Genomic DNA, 17,563 nt, shown 5'->3' with positions numbered 1-17,563 from the left:
TTGGATCTTTTTAAAAAGGGTGGCTGAGAGACGGGAAGGGCGCGGCCCGCAAGGGGCCGCGTCGCGTCACAGGAAACCGATGGAGAACCAGGGGAAGGCGGCCACGACGATCAGACCGATCAGCAGCGCGCCGATGTAGCCCCAGATCGGGCGGATGCCCTCGTTGGGATCGACCCGGCTGATCGCGCAGGCGCCGTAGTAGCCGACGCCGAAGGGCGGTGCGAACAGGCCAATGCCCATCGCGAAGATCACGACCATGGCGTAGTGGACCTCGTGCACGCCGGCCTGCACTGCGATCGGGAACAGCAGCGGACCGAACAGCACGATGGCGGGAATGCCTTCCAGCACACTACCCAGGATGATGAACGCCACGATGGAGACAGCCAGGAAGCCGTAGCTGCCGCCGGGCATGCCCGCCATCAGCTTGGCCAAGTCGCCCGAGAATCCGGATTGCGTCAGCGCCCATGCCATGGCGGTGGCGCAGCCCACGATCAGCATGATGGCGCCGGACAGGGAGGCGGTCTCGATGAGCATGGGCTTCACACGCGCCCAGTCGAAGCAGCGGTAGGTCACAAGGCCCACGACGACGGAGTACACAATGCCGATGGTGGAGACCTCGGTGGCGGTCGCCACGCCTTCGACGACGGCGGCGCGGATCACGAAGGGCAGGGCCACGGCGGGCAGCGCGATCATGAAGAAGCGGCCGATCTCCTTGAAGGTGAAGCGCTGGACGAGGCTCAGGTCTTCCTTGCGGTAGCGCCACCAGACCACGGCGCACAGGGCCAGACCCAACACGACGGCGGGCAGCAGGCCGCCCGTGAACAGCGCGGCGATCGACACGCCGGTCACCGAACCGATGGTGATCAGCACGATGGATGGCGGAATCGTTTCGGTCTGCGCGCCGGTGGCGGACAGCAGGGCGACCAGATCGCCGGGCTTGGCGCCGCGCTTTTTCATTTCCGGGAACAGCACCGGCGCGATGGCCGCCATGTCGGCGATCTTCGAGCCCGAGATGCCCGACACCAGATACATGGCGCCGATCAGCACGTACGACAACCCGCCGCGCACGTGGCCGAGCAGGCTGGCCAGGAACTGGATCATGGCGCGCGCCATGCCGGTCATCTCGATCAGCGAGCCCAGGAAGATGAAGAGCGGCACCGCCAGCAGCATCAGGTGCGACATGCCTTCGTCCAGCCGGCCCACCATGACGACCATCGGCGTGTTGGTGGTCAGCGCCAGATACGAGAAGGTGGCAAGTGCGAACGAGAAGGCAATCGGCACGCCCGAAAACACGGTGGCGGCGACGATGCCCACGAAGAAAATCACCAGATTCAGCTTGCCCAGGCCCGCGAACATCGGCTGCGCCATCCAGAAGAGCCCGACGACCGCCGCCACGCCAGCCAGCGCCATTGCGACCTGCGGCAGCGGCTGCGTGCGCAGCAGGCGCAGCAGCGCGATGATGCCCATCAGCCCCATGCCCACCGGAATCGCCGCGGCGCGCCAGGCGTTGCTGAGCTCCAGCGCGGGCGTGATGATGAAGTGCTCTTCATGCGCGTACTCGATGGCGGGCGCCAGGATCAGCACCAGGAAGGCCAGCGAGGCCGCCAGTGCCGCGGTTTCAAGCTGCGCGCGCCGCGCGGGGCTGACGTTGTTCACCAGCGCGGTCATGCGCATGTGCTCGCCGCGCCGCAATGCCACGACGGCGCCCAGCATGGACAGCCAGAGGAACAGGATGGAGGCGAGTTCGTCGGACCAGACCAGCGGGCTGTGGAACGCATAGCGCGCCACCACGCCGGCAAACAGGACGAGGATCTCGACCAGCACGATGGCCGCGGCAACGTGTTCGACCACGGTGCCCAACACGCTGTCGAGCGCGCCGGCCGCCCGGCGCAGGGGATTGGCCGGCAGCGCGGGCGCCGCGGCGTGGGGAGCGGACAGGGAGGACATGACGCGCGACCTCAGGCCAGCTTGCCGACGGACTGCTCCAGCAAGCCCCAGGCCTCGTTGCCGAACCGGCCTTGCCATTCCTTGTAGAAGCCCGCGGTGCGCAGCTGTTCGCGGAAGCTGTCCGCGGACGGCTGGTTGAACACCAGACCCTTGGCTTCAAGGTCTGCCTGCACCGAGGCGTTGAGCTTCTTGATGTCTTCGCGCTGGGCCAGGCCGGCTTCGTTGATGCCGCGCGCCACAACCGTCTTCAAGTCGGCGGGCAGCCCTTCCCACATGCGGCCGTTGGCGATGAACCAGTAGCCGTCCCAGATGTGCTTGGTCAGCGAGCAGTACTTCTGCACTTCGTACAGCTTGGCGACCTGGATGATGGGAAGCGGGTTTTCCTGCGCGTCCACCACCTTGGTCTGCAGCGACGAGTAGACCTCGCTGAACTGCAGGCTGGCGGGCGCAGCGCCCAGGCCCTTGAACATGGAGATCGGCAGCGAGCTCACCGGCACGCGGATCTTCAGGCCGTCCATGTCGGCGGCCGTGTTGACCGGGCTCTTGCTGCTGGTGGTCTGGCGGAAACCGTTGTCCCACATCTTTTCAAAGGCGTAGAGCTTGCGCTGCGCGATGGCGGCGCGCACGTGGGCGCCGAGCGCGCCGTCCATGGCGTTCCAGACCTGGTCGTAGTCCTTGAACGCGAAGCCGACGGCGTTGATGGCGGCCACCGGCACCAGTGTGGCGATCACCAGGGCGGACGGCGTGAAGAAGTCGATGCCGCCGGAACGCACCTGCGCCAGCATGTCGGTGTCGCCGCCCAGCTGATTGTTCGGGAAGATCTTGATGTCGACGCGGCCGTTGCTTTCCTTGAGGATGCGTTCGGCCGCTTCCTGAGCGCGGATGTTCAGCGGATGCGTCACCGGCAGGTTGTTGCCGTACTTGAGCGAATAATCGGCGGCGCGGGCGATCAGCGGAAAGCCGGTGCCGGCGACGGCAAGGGCGGGGACCGCGCAAAGGCGGCGCAGGGCACTGCGGCGAGTAAGCAGCTTCATGGTTGTCTCCGTTGTCTTACTTATGATGTTTTTTGATGTGCCACAAAACCGCCTGAGCCATGCGGCACTGTGGACAATAGTGAATAGGCGCTATCATCGTCAAATCTTATTCATGATGGTTTTTGATGTGAATAAAAGTGCTTCCTCTCGTGGACTGGCCCGGCTGGCGGATGTGGCCGCCCGCGCCGGCGTGTCGACCGCCACGGCCGATCGCGTGCTGAACCGCCGGCCCGGCGTGCGCCCGGCCACGGCGCAAAAGGTCTTCAAGGCCGCAATCGATCTGGACTACTTGCCGGACGAAGAGGCGTACGCGGCCCCCGCGCCCGAGCCCATGCGGCTGGTGTTCCTGCTGCCGCGCGGCAGCAACCGCTACCTGCGCATGCTGGGCGACACGGTCAGCTTCGCGCACGAGCACTTCGCGCCGCTCAATGCCAAGTGCCACGTCGAATATGTAGAGAGCTTCAACCCCGACGCGCTGGCGCAGGCGCTGGTCAAGCATGGCAAGCGGGCCGACGGGATTGCGTTCATGGCGCTGGAGCACCCCGTGGTCCGCGAAGCCGTGAACGCGCTGGCGCAACAGGGCGTGCCGACAGTGACGGTGATTTCGGACATCGCCAACAGCGCGCGCACGGCGTATGTGGGATTGGACAACCGCGCCGCCGGGCGCACGGCCGGCTACCTGATCGCGCGCTTCATCGGTTTACGCGCGGCCCATGTGGCGCTGATCGCGGGGTCGCGGCATTACCGCGCCCATGAAGAGCGGGAAAGCGGTTTTCTGCAGCTCTACGCCGAACAGTTTCAGGCGATGCAGGTGGTGGACCTGCGCGAAGGGTATGACGACGCGCAGCGCAACTACGAGCAGACGCGGCAGCTGCTGGAGCAATATCCGCAGCTCGCCGGGATTTACAACATCGGCGGCGCGTCAGACGGCGTGGCTCGCGCGCTGAAAGAGGCAGGGCAGCAGCACCGGGTTGTTTTCATCGGGCATGGACTGACGCCGGATACACGGTCGCTGCTGATCGACGGCACGATGGACGCGGTCATTACGCAGAGCCCGATGGAAGCGCTGATGAGCTGCGTGCGGATTTTCAGCAACCTGCGGGACAAGCGCAGCGCGATGAATGGGGTGGAGTTGGCGCGTAGCCAGGTGATATTCCGGGAGAACTTGCCGTAGGGGCGGCGGCGTGCATGTGGCCCGGTGTCTGACACCCTTGAGGCAAGCCCTTGGCACGACGACCGTCTCCCCAGGGTGTCAGACACCTCATCGACACCCTTCATGTGGCCGCGGTGTCTCATGTGGCCCGGTGTCTGACACCCTTGAGGCAAGCCCTTGGCACGACGACTGTCTCCCCAGGGTGTCAGACACCTCATTCAGTCCTACGTTTTGGGCTGGTGTCAGACACCTCATCGACACCCTTCATGTGGCCGCGGTGTCTCATGTGGCCCGGTGTCTGACACCCTTGAGGAAAGCCCTTGGCACGACGACTGTCTCCCCAGGGTGTCAGACACCTCAATCAGTCCTACGTTTTGAGCCGGTGTCTGACACCTCATTCAGTCCTACACGTCGGATCGCTCAAGCGTCCGCATCTGCGCCAATCGGCGGATCGCGGGCGTATTATTTCGGCTATGGGCTCGCACCCAGTGCGGCAGCGGCGGGGTACGCCGCTGCCTACTTCAACGATGGTTCCTCAACAACGGTTGCCCGGCGCTTGCCGGTGGGCGGCCGTGAAGGCGTTGCGCCATGGACCACACAGCCGACCGCCAGGCCATCCCCGCCACTTGCGAGGCGGGGCTCGCCGCGCGATCACCGGCGGGTGATCACGATTTCCATGTACTCGCTGGGCACCACGACCGCCGAATCGCCAGAGCGGTTGAAGCGTTGGATCTGCGCGGTGATGTCGGCCGTCAGCGCCGTCTGCGCCGCCGGTTCCAGCGCGCCGAAGGCCTTGAGCAGCGGGCCGTAGTAGGTCTTGAAGACCTGCATCCAGTGCTCGGGCGAACGGTAGCGGAACACGAAATGACGCGGTTCGCACTGGATCGACGCGGCTTGCGATCCGAACATCTCTTCGATGCGCGCCTTGGTGCCCCACAGCGCGGGCGACTTGACGCCGGCGGGCGGGGGCAGGTGCTTGCCGATGGTCTTGAAGATCTGGCCGATGAAGCCGTCGGGCGTCCAGTTGGCCAGGCCGATCTTGCCGCCGTGCTTGCACACGCGCATCAGTTCGGACGCGGCCTTGTCCTGGTCGGCCGTGAACATCACCCCGAAGGTCGACATGACGACGTCGAACGCCGCGTCGGGGAAGGGCAGCGCCTCGGCGTCGGCCTCCTGGAATTCGATCTTCAGGCGTTCCGCGGCGGCGCGTTCGCGGCCGCGGCTGAGCAGCGCCGGCACGTAGTCGGTCGACGTGACGTCGCACCAGCGGCGGGCAGCGGCCAGCGTGGCGTTGCCGTTGCCGGCTGCAACGTCCAGCACCTTCTGGCCGGCTCGGACATCAAGGGCTTCGCAAAGCTGTTCTCCCACGATCTGCAGCGTGGTGCCGACGACGGCGTAGTCCCCGGAGGACCAGGTGCCCTGCTGGCGAGTCTTCAAGGCGGCCAGGTCGGGCTGTGCGGTTTCGCGCACGTCACTGGTGGCAAGGGAGGAAATGGACATGGTGATTCTCCGTTATTGCGTGGGGTGCGCGACGGCATCCATTGCCAGCGCGCCGGGGTAGTGCAACCAGCGCCGCGAAGGAATTCGCGTGCCGTGCGCCCCGGAAACAACGATAAAAACCGGGCGTGGAGGCGAGCGTGGTAGCCGGCGTGGAATCTGCCGTGGATTCGACCGGCGCGGGCATCCACGTGCGCATGCTGGGGCCGATGGCGATCAGCCGCGGCGGCGACCCGCTGGCGTTGCCGCCGTCGCGCAAGCTGCGGGCGCTGATTGCCTACCTTGCGCTGGCCCCGAATGCCGTGATGCGCTCGCACCTGTGCGAATTGCTGTGGGACATTCCGAACGATCCGCGCGGTGAGTTGCGCTGGTGCCTGAGCAAGGCGCGCGGCCTCCTGGACGAGCCGGGCCGGCGCCGGGTCGAGACGGTGCAGGACGCCGTGCGTCTGGACCTGTCCGATTGCCGCGTGGATGTCATCGAAATCGGCACGGCGATGCAGGCGGGCATCGACAAGGCAAGCCCAGACAGGCTGCGCGCCCTGTCGGCGCTGTTCAAGGGTGATTTCCTGGAAGGGCTGGAAATCGGCCGCAGCCCGTTCTTCCATAGCTGGCTGACCGCGCAGCGGCGGCGCCTGCGGGCGTGCCATGCGGCCGTGCTGGCGCACCAGGCCGCGAGCCTGCCGGCGAGGGCGGAAGAACGCTTCGCCTGCCTGGATAAATGGCTGCAACTGGCGCCGTTCGATTCGCAGGCGCATGAACTGATGCTGGACGCGCTGGGACTGCGCGGGCAGTGGCGCGAAGGCGAGGAGCATCTGGCTGCGGCCGTGCGCGCGTTTGAGGCCGAGGGACTGGACGGGCGGCTGCTGCGCGAGGCGTGGCGCGACGTGCGCGCCCGACGGGCGGGCGGGGGGCAGGCGTCAGGGCAGATCCCCAGCTCCGCCTCGGATCAGGTCGGGACATCGGAAGCGATGCCGCGGGTTGGAGAGGCCGCAGCAACGATCACGACGGACACCGCCGCGCCGTTTGCGGCCGACACAACGGGCCAGCCGCCACCCGAAGCCGATCCTCCTTCCCGCCTTACCGACCCCCCGCCCGACCGGCGCGGGCGCGCCTCCATCGCGGTGATGCCGTTTGTGGACCGGTCCGCGCAGGCGGGCGTACGCGGCGGATTGGCGGACGGATTGGCCTTTGACGTCATCGCGAGGCTGGCGAAGCTGCGCAGCCTGTTCGTCATCGCGCAGGGCACGGTGTTTGCGCTGGATCAGCGCAGCGTGGGACCGGAGGAAGCGGGCCGCACACTCAACGTGGATTACGTCGTCAGCGGCTCGCTGCGGCGTCACGGCCAGCGGCTTGCCGTGGACGTGCAGTTGGTTGATTCGCGCACGGCGCGCATCGTCTGGGCGGATGTCCTTGATCACCCCTATGACGACGCGCTGCTGGCGCTGGACGAGATCGGCAACCGGATCGTGGCGTCCGTCGATATTGAAATTGAAGCCGCCGAGCGCAACCGCGCGATCCTGACGCCGCCCAATTCGCTGGACGCGTGGCAGGCGCATCACCGCGGCCTGTGGCACATGTACCGGTTCAACCGTACCGACAACGAGCAGGCGCGGCATTTCTTCGAGTTGGCGGTGCGGCTGGATCCGACGTTTTCGCGGGCCTACGCGGGCTTGTCGTTCACGCATTGGCAGACGGCGTTTCAGCGCTGGGACGAGCAGGGTGGCGCCATCGATCGGGCATTCGAAACGGCCGGCCAAAGCCTGATCGCCGATGACCGGGATCCGGCGGCGCATTGGGCGATGGGGCGGGCGCTGTGGCTGCGCGGCAGCCAGGACCAGTCGGTCAGTGAACTGCAGATCGCCGTAGACCTCAGCCCGAACTTCGCGCTGGGCCATTACACGCTAGGTTTTGTCGACTGCCAGATGGGCGACGCAGAGGCCGCCATCGGCGCATCCGACCATTCTCGCCATCTGAGCCCCTTCGATCCGCTGCTTTTCGGCATGCTGGCGGTGCGCGCGCTGGCGCTGGTGCGGCTCGGCCGGATCGACGAGGCGGCTGGATGGGCGATCAAGGCGGCCGCGCGGCCCAACGCGCACGTGCACATTCTGGCGATTGCCGCGTGCTGTCTGTCGCTGGCCGGCCGGACCGACGAGGCATTGGGCTTTCTGCCCGCCATCCGCAAGGCGCAGTCGTCCTATCGGGTAGAGGACTTCCTGGCATCGTTCCGGCTGGAGCCGGACACGCAGGCGCTGTTCCGCGAGGGCGCGCGGCGGATCGGGATCGGATGACGCGTCGGGGGTAGCCGGGGGAACGGGAGGTATGAAATCCGGCACCCACCGTCAGATTTCGCTTGCTAAATAACTGCCTAGGCAGCTAATATGCGTCCGTTGATTCCAACGACTACGCGCCAGGCCCATCATGAGCAACGCATCACCTTCCGTACTGGACGAACTGTGCACCGGCGAGCTGGGTTTCCTGGTGACCTCCGTGCGCAACGGCATTCACGAAGCGCTGGACCGCGAGCTGGCCCCGCTGCAGATCACCGTTCAGCAGTACGTCGTGCTTAATTGCATCGTCAAGGGGTGGGGCCGCACGCTTAGCGACTTCTGCCGCGTCCTGGCCTATGACTCGGGCGCCATGACCCGGCTGCTGGATCGGATCGCCGCCAAGGGCTTCATCCGCCGGGTGGAAAACGAGTCCGACCGCCGCAGCTCGCTAATCGAACTCACCGAGCAGGGCAAGGCGGCATTCCCCCAGGCACGGCAGCTCACCGAGGTGGCGTTTCGCAGGTTGCTGGACGGGTTTTCCGAAGCGGAAGCGGAACTGCTGCAAAAGCTGCTGTCCCGCATCCTGATCAACGCGCGGGCGGACTAGCGTTTCCCGGGTCCGCCGATTTTTTTATCTATTTATCTGCCTAGGCATATACGGCCTGAGCAAAAGAAAGGCCCCTTCACCATGCAAGTCTCCTCCCCAACTCTCCTGAGCCCAAGGTGCCCCCGTCACATCCTGGGCCTCACCCTGTCGGCGCTGCTGCTGGCCGGATGCGCCAGCACGGGCGACCTGCATATCCATTCGACGGTGGGCAGCGCCAACCAGCTGGCGGCAACCGCGTCGCTCGACGGGACGCCGGTGTCCCCGGCCGTATGGCCGACCGAGGCGTGGTGGGAAAGTTTTGGCGACGCGCAGCTGACCCAGCTTGTGGTCGCCGCGCTGGCCGAGCAGCCGAGTCTGCGGGTCGCGGCCGCGCGGGTGCGGCAGGCGGATGCGCTGGCCAGCGTCGCGGGGGCGCCGCTGTCGCCGCAGGGCAATCTGAATGGCCGCGCAACGCGCCAGCGTTTCAGCGAGCACAGCACCACGCCGCAGCCGCTGGCCGGCTCGTGGGATTGGACGGCCGACCTGCAGGCGGGCGTGGGCTACGAAATCGACTTCTGGGGCAAGAACCGGTCGGCGCTGGACGCCGCGCTGCAGCGCGCGCAGGCCGCCGAGGTGGACCGCCATGCCGCCGAACTGATGCTGACGACGTCGCTGGTGCGCGCGTATCTGAAGCTGGACACCGCGTATCTGCTGCGCGACCTGGCCGAAGACACGCTGCGCCAGCGCGAGGACACGCTCAAGCTGACCCAGCGCCGCGTCGACGCCCAACTGGATTCGCGCCTGGACATGAAGCAGGCCGAAGCCGCGCTGCCCGCGACGCGCGAACGCATCGCCGCACTCAACGAACAGATCGCGCTGACGCGCAATCAGGTGGCGGCGCTGGTGGGCCGCGGACCGGACGCGGGCATTCAGGTGCGCCGGCCGTCGCTGCGCGGCGGTTTTGCCGGCGCGATCCCGACGACGGTGCCGGCAGAACTGATCGGCCGACGTCCCGACGTGGTGGCGCAGCGCTGGCGTGTGGAAGCGGCCGGCGCAGAGATCAAGGTCGCCCGCGCGCAGTTCTATCCCAACGTCAGCTTGACGGCATTTACCGGGCTGCAAAGCCTGGGCCTGTCGGACCTGATGAACGCCGGCAGCCGCGTGCTGGGCATCGGCCCGGCGATCTCGCTGCCGGTCTTTGACGGCGGCCGGCTGCGCGGCAACCTGGGCGCGCGGCAGGCCGAGTACGACGTCGCGGTCGAGCAATACAACGGCACGCTGGTCACGGCGCTGCACGACGTGGTGGACCAGCTGGTGTCGCTGCGCTGGCAGGCCGAGCGGTCAGCGCAGCAGCAGGAAGCGCTGCGGCTGACGCAGGAAGCCTACGACATGGCGTCCGCGCGCTACCGCAGCGGCGTGGGCAGCTATCTGCAGGTGCTGTCCGCCGAAGGTCAGGTGCTGCAGCAAAAGCAGTTGCTGATCGAACTGGATACGCGCAACCGCGCGCTGCATCTGGAACTGATCCGGGCGCTGGGCGGGGGCTATGTGCCCGAGGCGTCAAAGACGTCCGCAGCCTCCGCATCAGCCGCGGCATCCGGCGCGGCCGCGCTCACCGAAGCCGGGCGTCCGTCATGAACCGTCATCCCCATCCATCCGCTCCTTCCCATACCGATTCCCCGCAAGCCATGAAGCCCGAAGCCACCCCGAACCCGCCTTCCTCCTCGTCCCGTCCGCGCGGCAGCCTGGCACGCAAAGTCGCCGTCGGCGGCGCCGCGATCCTGGCCTTCACCGTGCTGGCCGGCGCCTATGCCGAGTATTCCGACGGCCGTTGGGTATCGACGGAAGACGCCTATGTCGAAGGCAACGTCGTGCAGGTGACGCCGCAGGTCGGCGGCGTGGTGACCGCGATCCGCGCGGACAACACCGACAGGGTCGAGGCGGGCGCGGTCCTGATCGAGCTGAATGGCGTGGACGCGCAGCTGGCGCTGGACGCCGCGCGCGCGAATCTGGCGCGCAGCGTGCGGCAGGTGCGCGGCCAGTTTGCGATGGCCGGGCAGGACGGCGCCACCGTGGCGCTGCGCAAGGTCGACCTGGCCCGCGCGCAGGAGGACGTGTCGCGCCGGTCTGCGCTGGCCAAGATCGGCGCCATCCCCGGCGAGGAATTGGTCCATGCGCAGCAGGCCGTGCGCACCGCGCGCGCCGCGCTGGACGTTGCGAACGAACAGCTCAAGCGCAACCATGCGCTGATCGACGGCACGACGGTCGAGTCGCACCCGGACGTGCGGGCCGCGGCCGTGCAACTGCGCAATGCCAGCGTGGCGCTTGCGCGGACCAAGGTCCCGGCGCCGGTGGGCGGCGTGGTGACCAAGCGCGGCGTGCAGGTCGGACAGCGCGTGGCGGCCGGCGCGGCGCTGATGTCGGTCGTGCCGTTGGATCAGCTGTGGGTCACCGCCAACCTGAAGGAATCGCAGTTGCGCAATGTGCGGATCGGCCAGCCCGTCAAGTTGACCACCGATCTGTACGGGGGCGGCGTGGTTTATCACGGACGCGTGCTGGGCCAGGATGCGGGGACGGGCAGCGCGTTCTCGCTGTTGCCGGCGCAAAATGCCACCGGCAACTGGATCAAGGTGGTGCAGCGCGTGCCGGTGCGCATCGCGCTGGACCCGGCAGAGGTCGCGGCGCAGCCGCTGCAGCTTGGCCTGTCGATGCGGGTCGAGGTGGACACCGAGGCGCGCGACGGCAAGCGCCTGGTCGCGGCGCAAGGGCAGGCGCAGGCCTACACGACGGCGGTATATGCCGACGAGCTGGCCCAGGCTGACGCCCAGGTGCGCGCCATCATCGACGCCAACCTTTGATCGGGCGGCGCACATGTCCCACCCCAAGCCCCCGGTCTCGCTGCTGCTGGTCATCGGCGCGCTGACGTTCATCGACTTCCTGCAGAACGGTATGGCCACGTTCGGCGCCGCGCCCATCATGGGCGAAATCGGCGCCAGCCCCGAGGAATACACCCATATCGCGCTCATCTACGCCTGCGTGGCGGTGATGATGATCGCGTTGCAGGGCTGGCTGACGCATCGGCTGGGTCTGCGGGTCTACCTGCTGGCGTCGCTGGCCGCGGCGGGCGTGGGCGCGGCCGTGTGCGCGCTGGCGCAGGACCAGACCGGGTTCCTGCTCGGGCGGGTGCTGATGGCGATGGGCTGCGCGGCGATGCTCACGTCGTCCCGGCTGACCGTGAACCTGATCCCGCCCAGTCCGGCGCGTTTTCTGGGCATCAAGGCCTTGGCGACAGGGCTTTGCGTGGGCACGGCGCTGGCGCCCTGGTTGGCCGCGATGGCGGTCGAGCACGATGGCTGGCCGTTGATGTTCTGGCTGATCGCCGCGCTGTCGCTGCTTGCGATGGCGCCCGTCATGCTGGCCATGCCGGGCCGTGAAGCGGGCTCGGTGCTGGCTGGCAACGTGCGTTTGCTGCCGATCGCCGCGCTGGGCGGGGGCAGCTTTCTTGTGCTGCATGCGTTGCAGCGCGCCTATTACGACTTCTTCAGCCAGGGCAGCTTCCTGGCGCTGTCGGCCGCGGCGGGCGTGGCCGCGCTGGGTTACTTCGTGTGGTCGGAGACGCGCAACGGCGCGCCGCTGCTCAGGCTGGGCGGCATGAAGGAAGTGCGGTTCCTGTGCGGGCTGGGCCTCTTCATGGTCTGCTACGTGATGCTTGGCGCCAATGGCTACCTGGTGCCGCTGATGCTGCAACGCGCGCTGGGGCAGGCATGGATCACGGCAGGCGAGTTCTTCGCGATGGGGCTGGGGGCGGGCGTGCTGACCTGGGCCGTCATGTCGCAACTGCTGCCGCGCTGGCCGTCGCCACGCAAGTTCTTCGTGACCGGCTTCCTGGCGCTGGCGGCGTTCGGGGTGTGGATGTCGCGGCTGACGCCCACGGCCAACATGTGGACCGACGTGTTTCCCGCGTTGGCCTGTTACGGCATGTTCATCATGACCCTCATGCCCACGACCGCGATGCAGACCTTCACCGGCCTGACGGGCGACCCTGCGGTGTTCGCCCATGCGCAGCAGGTCAAGAACATGCTGGCGCAGATCGGCCAGGCGCTGGGCATCATGCTGGCCACCGTCGGCCAGCAGTGGTTCACCTCCCGGCACTACACGGTGCTGCAGGAAAGCATCGCGACCGGCAACGCGCAGTTCGAGGCGGCGATGGCGCAGCTGACCGCCTATTTCACCGCGGCGGTGGGGCCGGCAGCGGCGCCGCAACTTGCCACGGCGCAGATCGCGCAACTGCTGAACCAGCAGTCGGTGCTGCTGGCCAGCCTGGATCATTTCCAGATCGTGGCGGGGGTGGCGCTGGCGGCGGCGGCCGTCAGCCTAGTGCAGCGCGTGTTCCGCTAGGGGGGTGCGGTTCAGTTGCCGCCAAGCTGCGCAATGATCTGCCGCGCCACGTCCGCCAGCGACAGGCCGCCGTCCATCGCAGCGCGTTGCAGGCGTTCATGCGCCGCCTGCTCGTTCAGGCCATAGCGGCTGATCAACAGCAGCTTGGCGCGGTCGATGCGCTTCCTGTCGTCCAGCGCGCCCCGCACGCTGGTCAGCGCATCGTCGGCGTGCTGCATGCGCAGCGTCTGCTCGCGCATCATGTCCAGGATCGACCGTTCCAGCTCGCTGCCCACGCCGTCCTCGGGCGGCACGTCCAGAATGCGGCTCTGCACGCTGAACACCATGCTGGGGGCGCGGCCGCTGGCGTGATCGGTGTAGCGGCTAAGCAGCAGGCGGCGGTCGTCCAATTCCTGGCGGGTGTCGGCGATGCGCCGGGCGCATTGCTGCGCCAGTTCCTGTGCCAACTGTGTCTCGACGCTGCGCATGGCGTCGATGCGCGCGGTGCACAAGTCAAACCACAACTCGGCCAGACCGCTGTCGACACGCTGCGCGTCTGACGTGTGCTGCGCCATGTCGCGCATGCGTTGCACCGGCTGCGCCTGCTGCTGAACTTGATCCCAGGCCTGCAGCGGCGCGCCTTGCGCGTACTGCGTGTAGACGCCGAAACTGCGCGCCTGGTTGGCCGCCAGGCCCAGCATGCGCGCCTTGCGCGCGTCGTCGAACCAGCCGGCCGTAAAGCCCATGACGCCGCAGGCGCGCTCCTGGCCGCTCAGTTCCTTGCCTTGCATGAAATTCAACAGCGCCACCAACAGGCGCGTCACGTCCGGGTCCAGCGACGAGTCGGCGGCTTCGAAGACCACTGCCAGCAGGCTGCCGATCACTTGGGTGAAGTGGGTATCGGCGTCTTCCACCGCCACGCACCGGTCGCGGATCTGGCGGCGTAAGGCCGGCAATTCGTCCAGACGGAATAGGGCGTACGCAATGCAATTGAGCAGGCGCGCGCGGCTGCTGCCGGCCGCGGTGTCGGCCTCCAGCCCATCCAGGAATGCGCGCACGTCGGCTTCCACGACCTGCGCGTCGCTCGACAGGCCGGCCAGCGCCGGCTGCAGCCGGCCTGCGGGGCTGCACAGGGTCAGGTTGGAATAGCCGCGCTCTTTTTGCAGCGCATGCACCAGCGCGCTGATGCGCAGCACCAGGTCGCAGGTGGCGGCCAGGATTTCCAGGCCCTGGAGCTCGCTGCGTCGGGCAGCAAGCAGAAAGCGCAGCGGCGGCGGCATGTGGCGTTCGGCCATCGAAATCTCTATGCGGGGTGAGGCGCGGTGTCTTCGCGGAAATCAGGCCGTCCGGCGTTGCGGCGCAATCGCGCCTGCCGCGTCGTCCAGCACGCCGAACATCCGGCAGGCGGCAACCTCGCCGATGACCAGCACGGCCGGGCTGCGTAACCGGAAGGCCTGGGCGTCCAACGCCATGCCGGCCAGCGTCGACGCACAGACCCGCTGGCCGGGAAGCGACGCGCGCTCGATCATCGCCACCGGCGTGTCCGGGGCCATCCCGGCGGCCAGCAACTGGCGGGTCATGTCGTGCACCTTTGCCACGCCCATGTAGACCACCAGCGTCGTGCCGCTGCGCGCCAATCCGGACCAATCGGGCGTTGCGCCGTCCTGCGAATGCGCGGTGATGAGTGTAACGCCCTGAGCCATGCCGCGTTGCGTCAGCGGGATGCCGGCGGAGGTGGCCGCGGCCAGCCCGGCGGTAATGCCGTTCACGATCTCGCAGGCGACGCCGTGGTCGCTGAGCCACTGCGTTTCCTCGCCGCCACGGCCAAAGATGCACGGGTCGCCACCCTTCAGGCGCGCCACGCGCAGCCCCTGGCGCGCATAACGCAGCATCAGGCGTTGAATGAAGTCCTGCGGCGTGGAACGGCAGCCCCCGCGCTTGCCCACGCGAACGATGCGGGCGTGGGGGCAGTGCTGCAGAATCTCGGGGTTGACCAGGTCGTCGACCAGGACCACGTCGGCGCGGGCCAGCGCCCTGACGGCTTTCAAGGTCAGCAGCTCGGGGTCGCCGGGGCCGGCGCCGATCAGGGACACGGTGGGATTCGTGGCGGGCATGGTCGTCTCGTATCAGGAGTTCAGGGCCTGGATCACGATCACGATGGCCAGGACAAGGCACAGGCCTTTCCAGAAAGCCACCGGATTGCGTTCCAGCAGGGGCAGTCGCTCGCCGCCGCGCACGTCGGGCGGATTGCGCAGCGCGTGCGTGAATTCGGACAGCTCGGGCGTGCGGTGCTGCGGGTCGGGATGCAGGGCGCGGCTAAGCACGCTGTCGATCCAGGCCGGAATCTCGCGTTCCCGGTCCAGCACCGACACGTAGGTCAGACGCAATTGTGCGGCGCGGCTGCGCGAGCGCGCCACGTCGGCGCCGTACGGCAGGCGGCCGGAGAGCATCTGGTACAGGATCGCCGCGAGCGAATAGATGTCGGACCGCGCCGTGCCAGCTTCGCCCAGAAAGTACTCGGGCGCCGAATATTGGGCGGTGCCCAGCACCGGCAAGGCGTCGTCGTCCTCGGCGCTCAGGTCCTGGATGCCCGCCGTGCGGGCCGAGCCCAGGTCGATGATCTTTGCCGTGCCGTCCGGCGTGATCAGGATGTTGTCCGGCCGCAGATCCTGATGCACGATCTCCAGCCGATGAAAGGCCTGCAGGCCGCGCGCGATCTGCTCGATGATGGCGATCGCCGGTTCCAGCGCGGGACGCGGGTTGGCGGCCATCCATTGCGTCAGCGTGCGGCCTTCGATGTATTCGCTGACGGTGTAGAGCGAGCGGCGCTGCCGCGTGCGCGGCCAGGCCCGCACGACGTGGCGGCTGTCGATGCGGCGCGCCAGCCATTCCTCGGTCAAGAGGCGCTCCAGATAGGCGGGATCGTGCCGCAGATCCAGCGACGGTATCTTGATGACGACCGTGTCGCCGCTGTCGATGTCTTCGGCCAGGTAGACGTGGCTGCGGCTGCTGGCGCGCAACTCGTCGGTGATGCGAAAGCCTTCGAATGTCTGACCCACGTCCAGCAGCGGCGGGCAGGGCAGGCTGCCGGAGTACTGGGCCAGCTCGCCGGCCTGGCGCGCGGGCAGGGCGTCGACTCGCACGATCTGGATGGTCAGGTTGTCGTCGCTGCCGCGGGCAAGCGCCAGCGCGACCAATGCGCGCGCGGCCGCGTCCAGATCGCCGGTATTGGCGGTGACGGCCGCACGCAGATCGTCGTCGCCGACATGCTCGTACACGCCGTCGGTCGCCAGCAAAAACACATCGCCCGATTCCACGGCCTGCGTGTGATAGTCGATTTCCAGATGCGGCGCCAGGCCCAGCGCGCGGCCCAGGTAGCTTTTGTCGTGCGCGACCCAGACGCGGTGGTCCTCGGTCAGTTGTTCGACCACGCCGTCCCGCAGACGATAGATGCGCGCGTCGCCGATATGCAGGATGTGCGCGGTGGCGCCCTTGAGCACCATCACGGTCAGCGTGCAGACGTAGCCGCTGTCCTGATCCTGCCCGTGGCGCTGGCGGCTCTGCGAATGCAGCCAGGCATTGGCCGCGCTGAGCACCTTCTGGGCGGACTTCTTCACCGACCACGTTTCGGGCGTGCAGTAATAATCTTCCAAAAAGCTTGCCACCGCCGTTTCGCTGGCGATGTGGCTGACGTTGCTGCTGCTGATGCCGTCGGCCAGCGCGATGGCGATGCCCTTGGCGCCGAGCAGCGGCTCGCCCGGCACGCACAGCCCGTGGAAGTCCTGGTTGACGGACTTGACGCCGGGATCGGTGTGCTGGCCCACCGCCACCCTGAGCGAGACGGCGGGCGAGGTGGCGGGCGAGAAGCTGTCCATGCCGGGGCGTATCAGTTGAAGCGGCGCTTGGGCGCGGTCTTCATGTGCGTGGTGTAGAGCGTCAGGCCCGTCAGCGAAATGCCGCCGATCAGGTTGCCCAGCACCACGGGGATCTCGTTCCAGATCATGTAATCCATGATCGAGAAGTTGCCGCCCATGATCATGGCCGACGGGAACAGGAACATGTTGACGATGGAGTGCTCGAAGCCCATGGCGAAGAACAGCATGACGGGCATCCACATGGCGATGACCTTGCCGCTGACGGTGGTCGAGATCATGGCGCCCACGACGCCCAGCGACACCATCCAGTTGCACAGCACGCCGCGGATGAAGATGGTCAGCATGCCGCCCGCGCCGTATTCCTTGTAGCCCAGCGTGCGGTCTTCGCCGATGTGCGAGATGACCTGGCCGACCTTGTTGGGCGGCACCGAAAAGCCGTAAGTGAACACGATGGCCATCAGCACGGCGACGGTCAGCGCGCCCAGGAAGTTGCCCACGAAGACCTTGCCCCAGTGCTTGAGGATGCCGCCCATCGTGACACCGGGCCGCTTGTCGAAGAGCGCCAGCGGGGTCAGCACGAATACGCCCGTCAAAAGGTCGAAGCCCATCAGGTACAGGATGCAGAAGCCGACCGGAAAGAGCGCGGCGCCGAGGATGGGCGAGCCGGTTTGCACCGTGACGGTGACGGCGAAGACCGCGGCGATCGCGAGGATGGCGCCGGCCATGAAGGCGCGGATCAGGACGTCGCGGGTCGCCATGTAGAGCTTCGATTCGCCGGCATCCACCATCTTGGTGACGAACTCGGAGGGAGCTAGGTAGGACATGATGTT

13 protein-coding genes are annotated in these 17,563 nt (G+C 67.3%); 6 read left to right on the top strand and 7 right to left on the bottom strand.

Going from position 1 to position 17,563, the window contains the following annotated elements:
• Positions 1–66: 66 nt before the first annotated feature.
• Positions 67–1,947 (bottom strand): TRAP transporter large permease subunit, encoded by a 1,881-nt coding sequence (locus tag ASD71_RS09080; RefSeq protein ID WP_056562283.1) that lies wholly within the window; start codon positions 1,945–1,947, stop codon positions 67–69.
• 11 nt (positions 1,948–1,958) lie between these two features.
• Positions 1,959–2,981, bottom strand: a complete 1,023-nt coding sequence (locus ASD71_RS09075) for a TRAP transporter substrate-binding protein (protein ID WP_056562279.1) — start codon at positions 2,979–2,981, stop codon at positions 1,959–1,961.
• Between the two features lie 112 nt (positions 2,982–3,093).
• On the opposite strand from ASD71_RS09075, the gene ASD71_RS09070 reads away from it, so the two are divergent.
• Positions 3,094–4,155 (top strand): LacI family DNA-binding transcriptional regulator, encoded by a 1,062-nt coding sequence (locus tag ASD71_RS09070; RefSeq protein ID WP_056562275.1) that lies wholly within the window; start codon positions 3,094–3,096, stop codon positions 4,153–4,155.
• Positions 4,156–4,785: 630 nt separating this feature from the next.
• On the opposite strand, the gene ASD71_RS09065 is transcribed toward ASD71_RS09070, so the two are convergent.
• Complete coding sequence (locus tag ASD71_RS09065) at positions 4,786–5,634, bottom strand: class I SAM-dependent methyltransferase (protein ID WP_056562271.1); 849 nt, start codon at positions 5,632–5,634, stop codon at positions 4,786–4,788.
• 161 nt (positions 5,635–5,795) lie between these two features.
• Here ASD71_RS09065 and ASD71_RS28355 point away from each other — a divergent pair, with 161 nt between their 5' ends.
• From ASD71_RS28355 to ASD71_RS09040, 5 genes are all read left to right on the top strand, one after another.
• Positions 5,796–7,919, top strand: a complete 2,124-nt coding sequence (locus ASD71_RS28355; RefSeq protein WP_235512072.1) for a transcriptional regulator — start codon at positions 5,796–5,798, stop codon at positions 7,917–7,919.
• 130 nt (positions 7,920–8,049) lie between these two features.
• Positions 8,050–8,505: a MarR family winged helix-turn-helix transcriptional regulator gene (locus ASD71_RS09055; RefSeq protein WP_056562264.1), complete on the top strand. Its 456-nt coding sequence runs from the start codon at positions 8,050–8,052 to the stop codon at positions 8,503–8,505.
• Positions 8,506–8,586: 81 nt separating this feature from the next.
• Positions 8,587–10,119, top strand: coding sequence for an efflux transporter outer membrane subunit (locus tag ASD71_RS09050; RefSeq protein ID WP_082578840.1), 1,533 nt, complete (start codon positions 8,587–8,589; stop codon positions 10,117–10,119).
• Positions 10,116–11,339 (top strand): efflux RND transporter periplasmic adaptor subunit, encoded by a 1,224-nt coding sequence (locus ASD71_RS09045; RefSeq protein WP_056562261.1) that lies wholly within the window; start codon positions 10,116–10,118, stop codon positions 11,337–11,339. Before ASD71_RS09050 ends, ASD71_RS09045 begins: the two co-directional genes overlap by 4 nt.
• Before the next feature lie 13 nt (positions 11,340–11,352).
• Positions 11,353–12,879: an MFS transporter gene (locus ASD71_RS09040; protein ID WP_056562258.1), complete on the top strand. Its 1,527-nt coding sequence runs from the start codon at positions 11,353–11,355 to the stop codon at positions 12,877–12,879.
• Positions 12,880–12,890: 11 nt separating this feature from the next.
• On the opposite strand, the gene ASD71_RS09035 is transcribed toward ASD71_RS09040, so the two are convergent.
• The 4 genes from ASD71_RS09035 to ASD71_RS09020 are packed head-to-tail and all read right to left on the bottom strand — an operon-like array spanning position 12,891 to position 17,557.
• On the bottom strand, positions 12,891–14,153 hold the full coding sequence (locus ASD71_RS09035; protein ID WP_056562255.1) for a nitrate- and nitrite sensing domain-containing protein: 1,263 nt from the start codon (positions 14,151–14,153) through the stop codon (positions 12,891–12,893).
• Positions 14,154–14,195: 42 nt separating this feature from the next.
• The gene (gene cobA, locus ASD71_RS09030) at positions 14,196–14,972 is read right to left on the bottom strand and encodes a uroporphyrinogen-III C-methyltransferase (protein WP_056562252.1); all 777 of its coding nucleotides are present in this window, start codon (positions 14,970–14,972) and stop codon (positions 14,196–14,198) included.
• Positions 14,973–14,984: 12 nt separating this feature from the next.
• Positions 14,985–16,733 carry a bifunctional protein-serine/threonine kinase/phosphatase gene (locus ASD71_RS09025; protein ID WP_056562249.1) on the bottom strand — a complete coding sequence of 583 codons (1,749 nt, stop codon included), beginning with the start codon at positions 16,731–16,733 and terminating at the stop codon, positions 14,985–14,987.
• 11 nt (positions 16,734–16,744) lie between these two features.
• Entirely contained in the window at positions 16,745–17,557 is an 813-nt protein-coding gene (locus tag ASD71_RS09020) for a formate/nitrite transporter family protein (protein ID WP_056562246.1), read from the bottom strand.
• Between the last annotated feature and the right edge of the window lie 6 nt (positions 17,558–17,563).

This window comes from Achromobacter sp. Root565 (assembly GCF_001427425.1).
In the GTDB taxonomy this organism is placed as follows: domain Bacteria; phylum Pseudomonadota; class Gammaproteobacteria; order Burkholderiales; family Burkholderiaceae_B; genus Achromobacter; species Achromobacter spanius_D.
The sequence above is the reverse complement of the archived record's forward strand: the minus strand, read 5'-3'. Positions and strand labels throughout refer to the sequence as shown.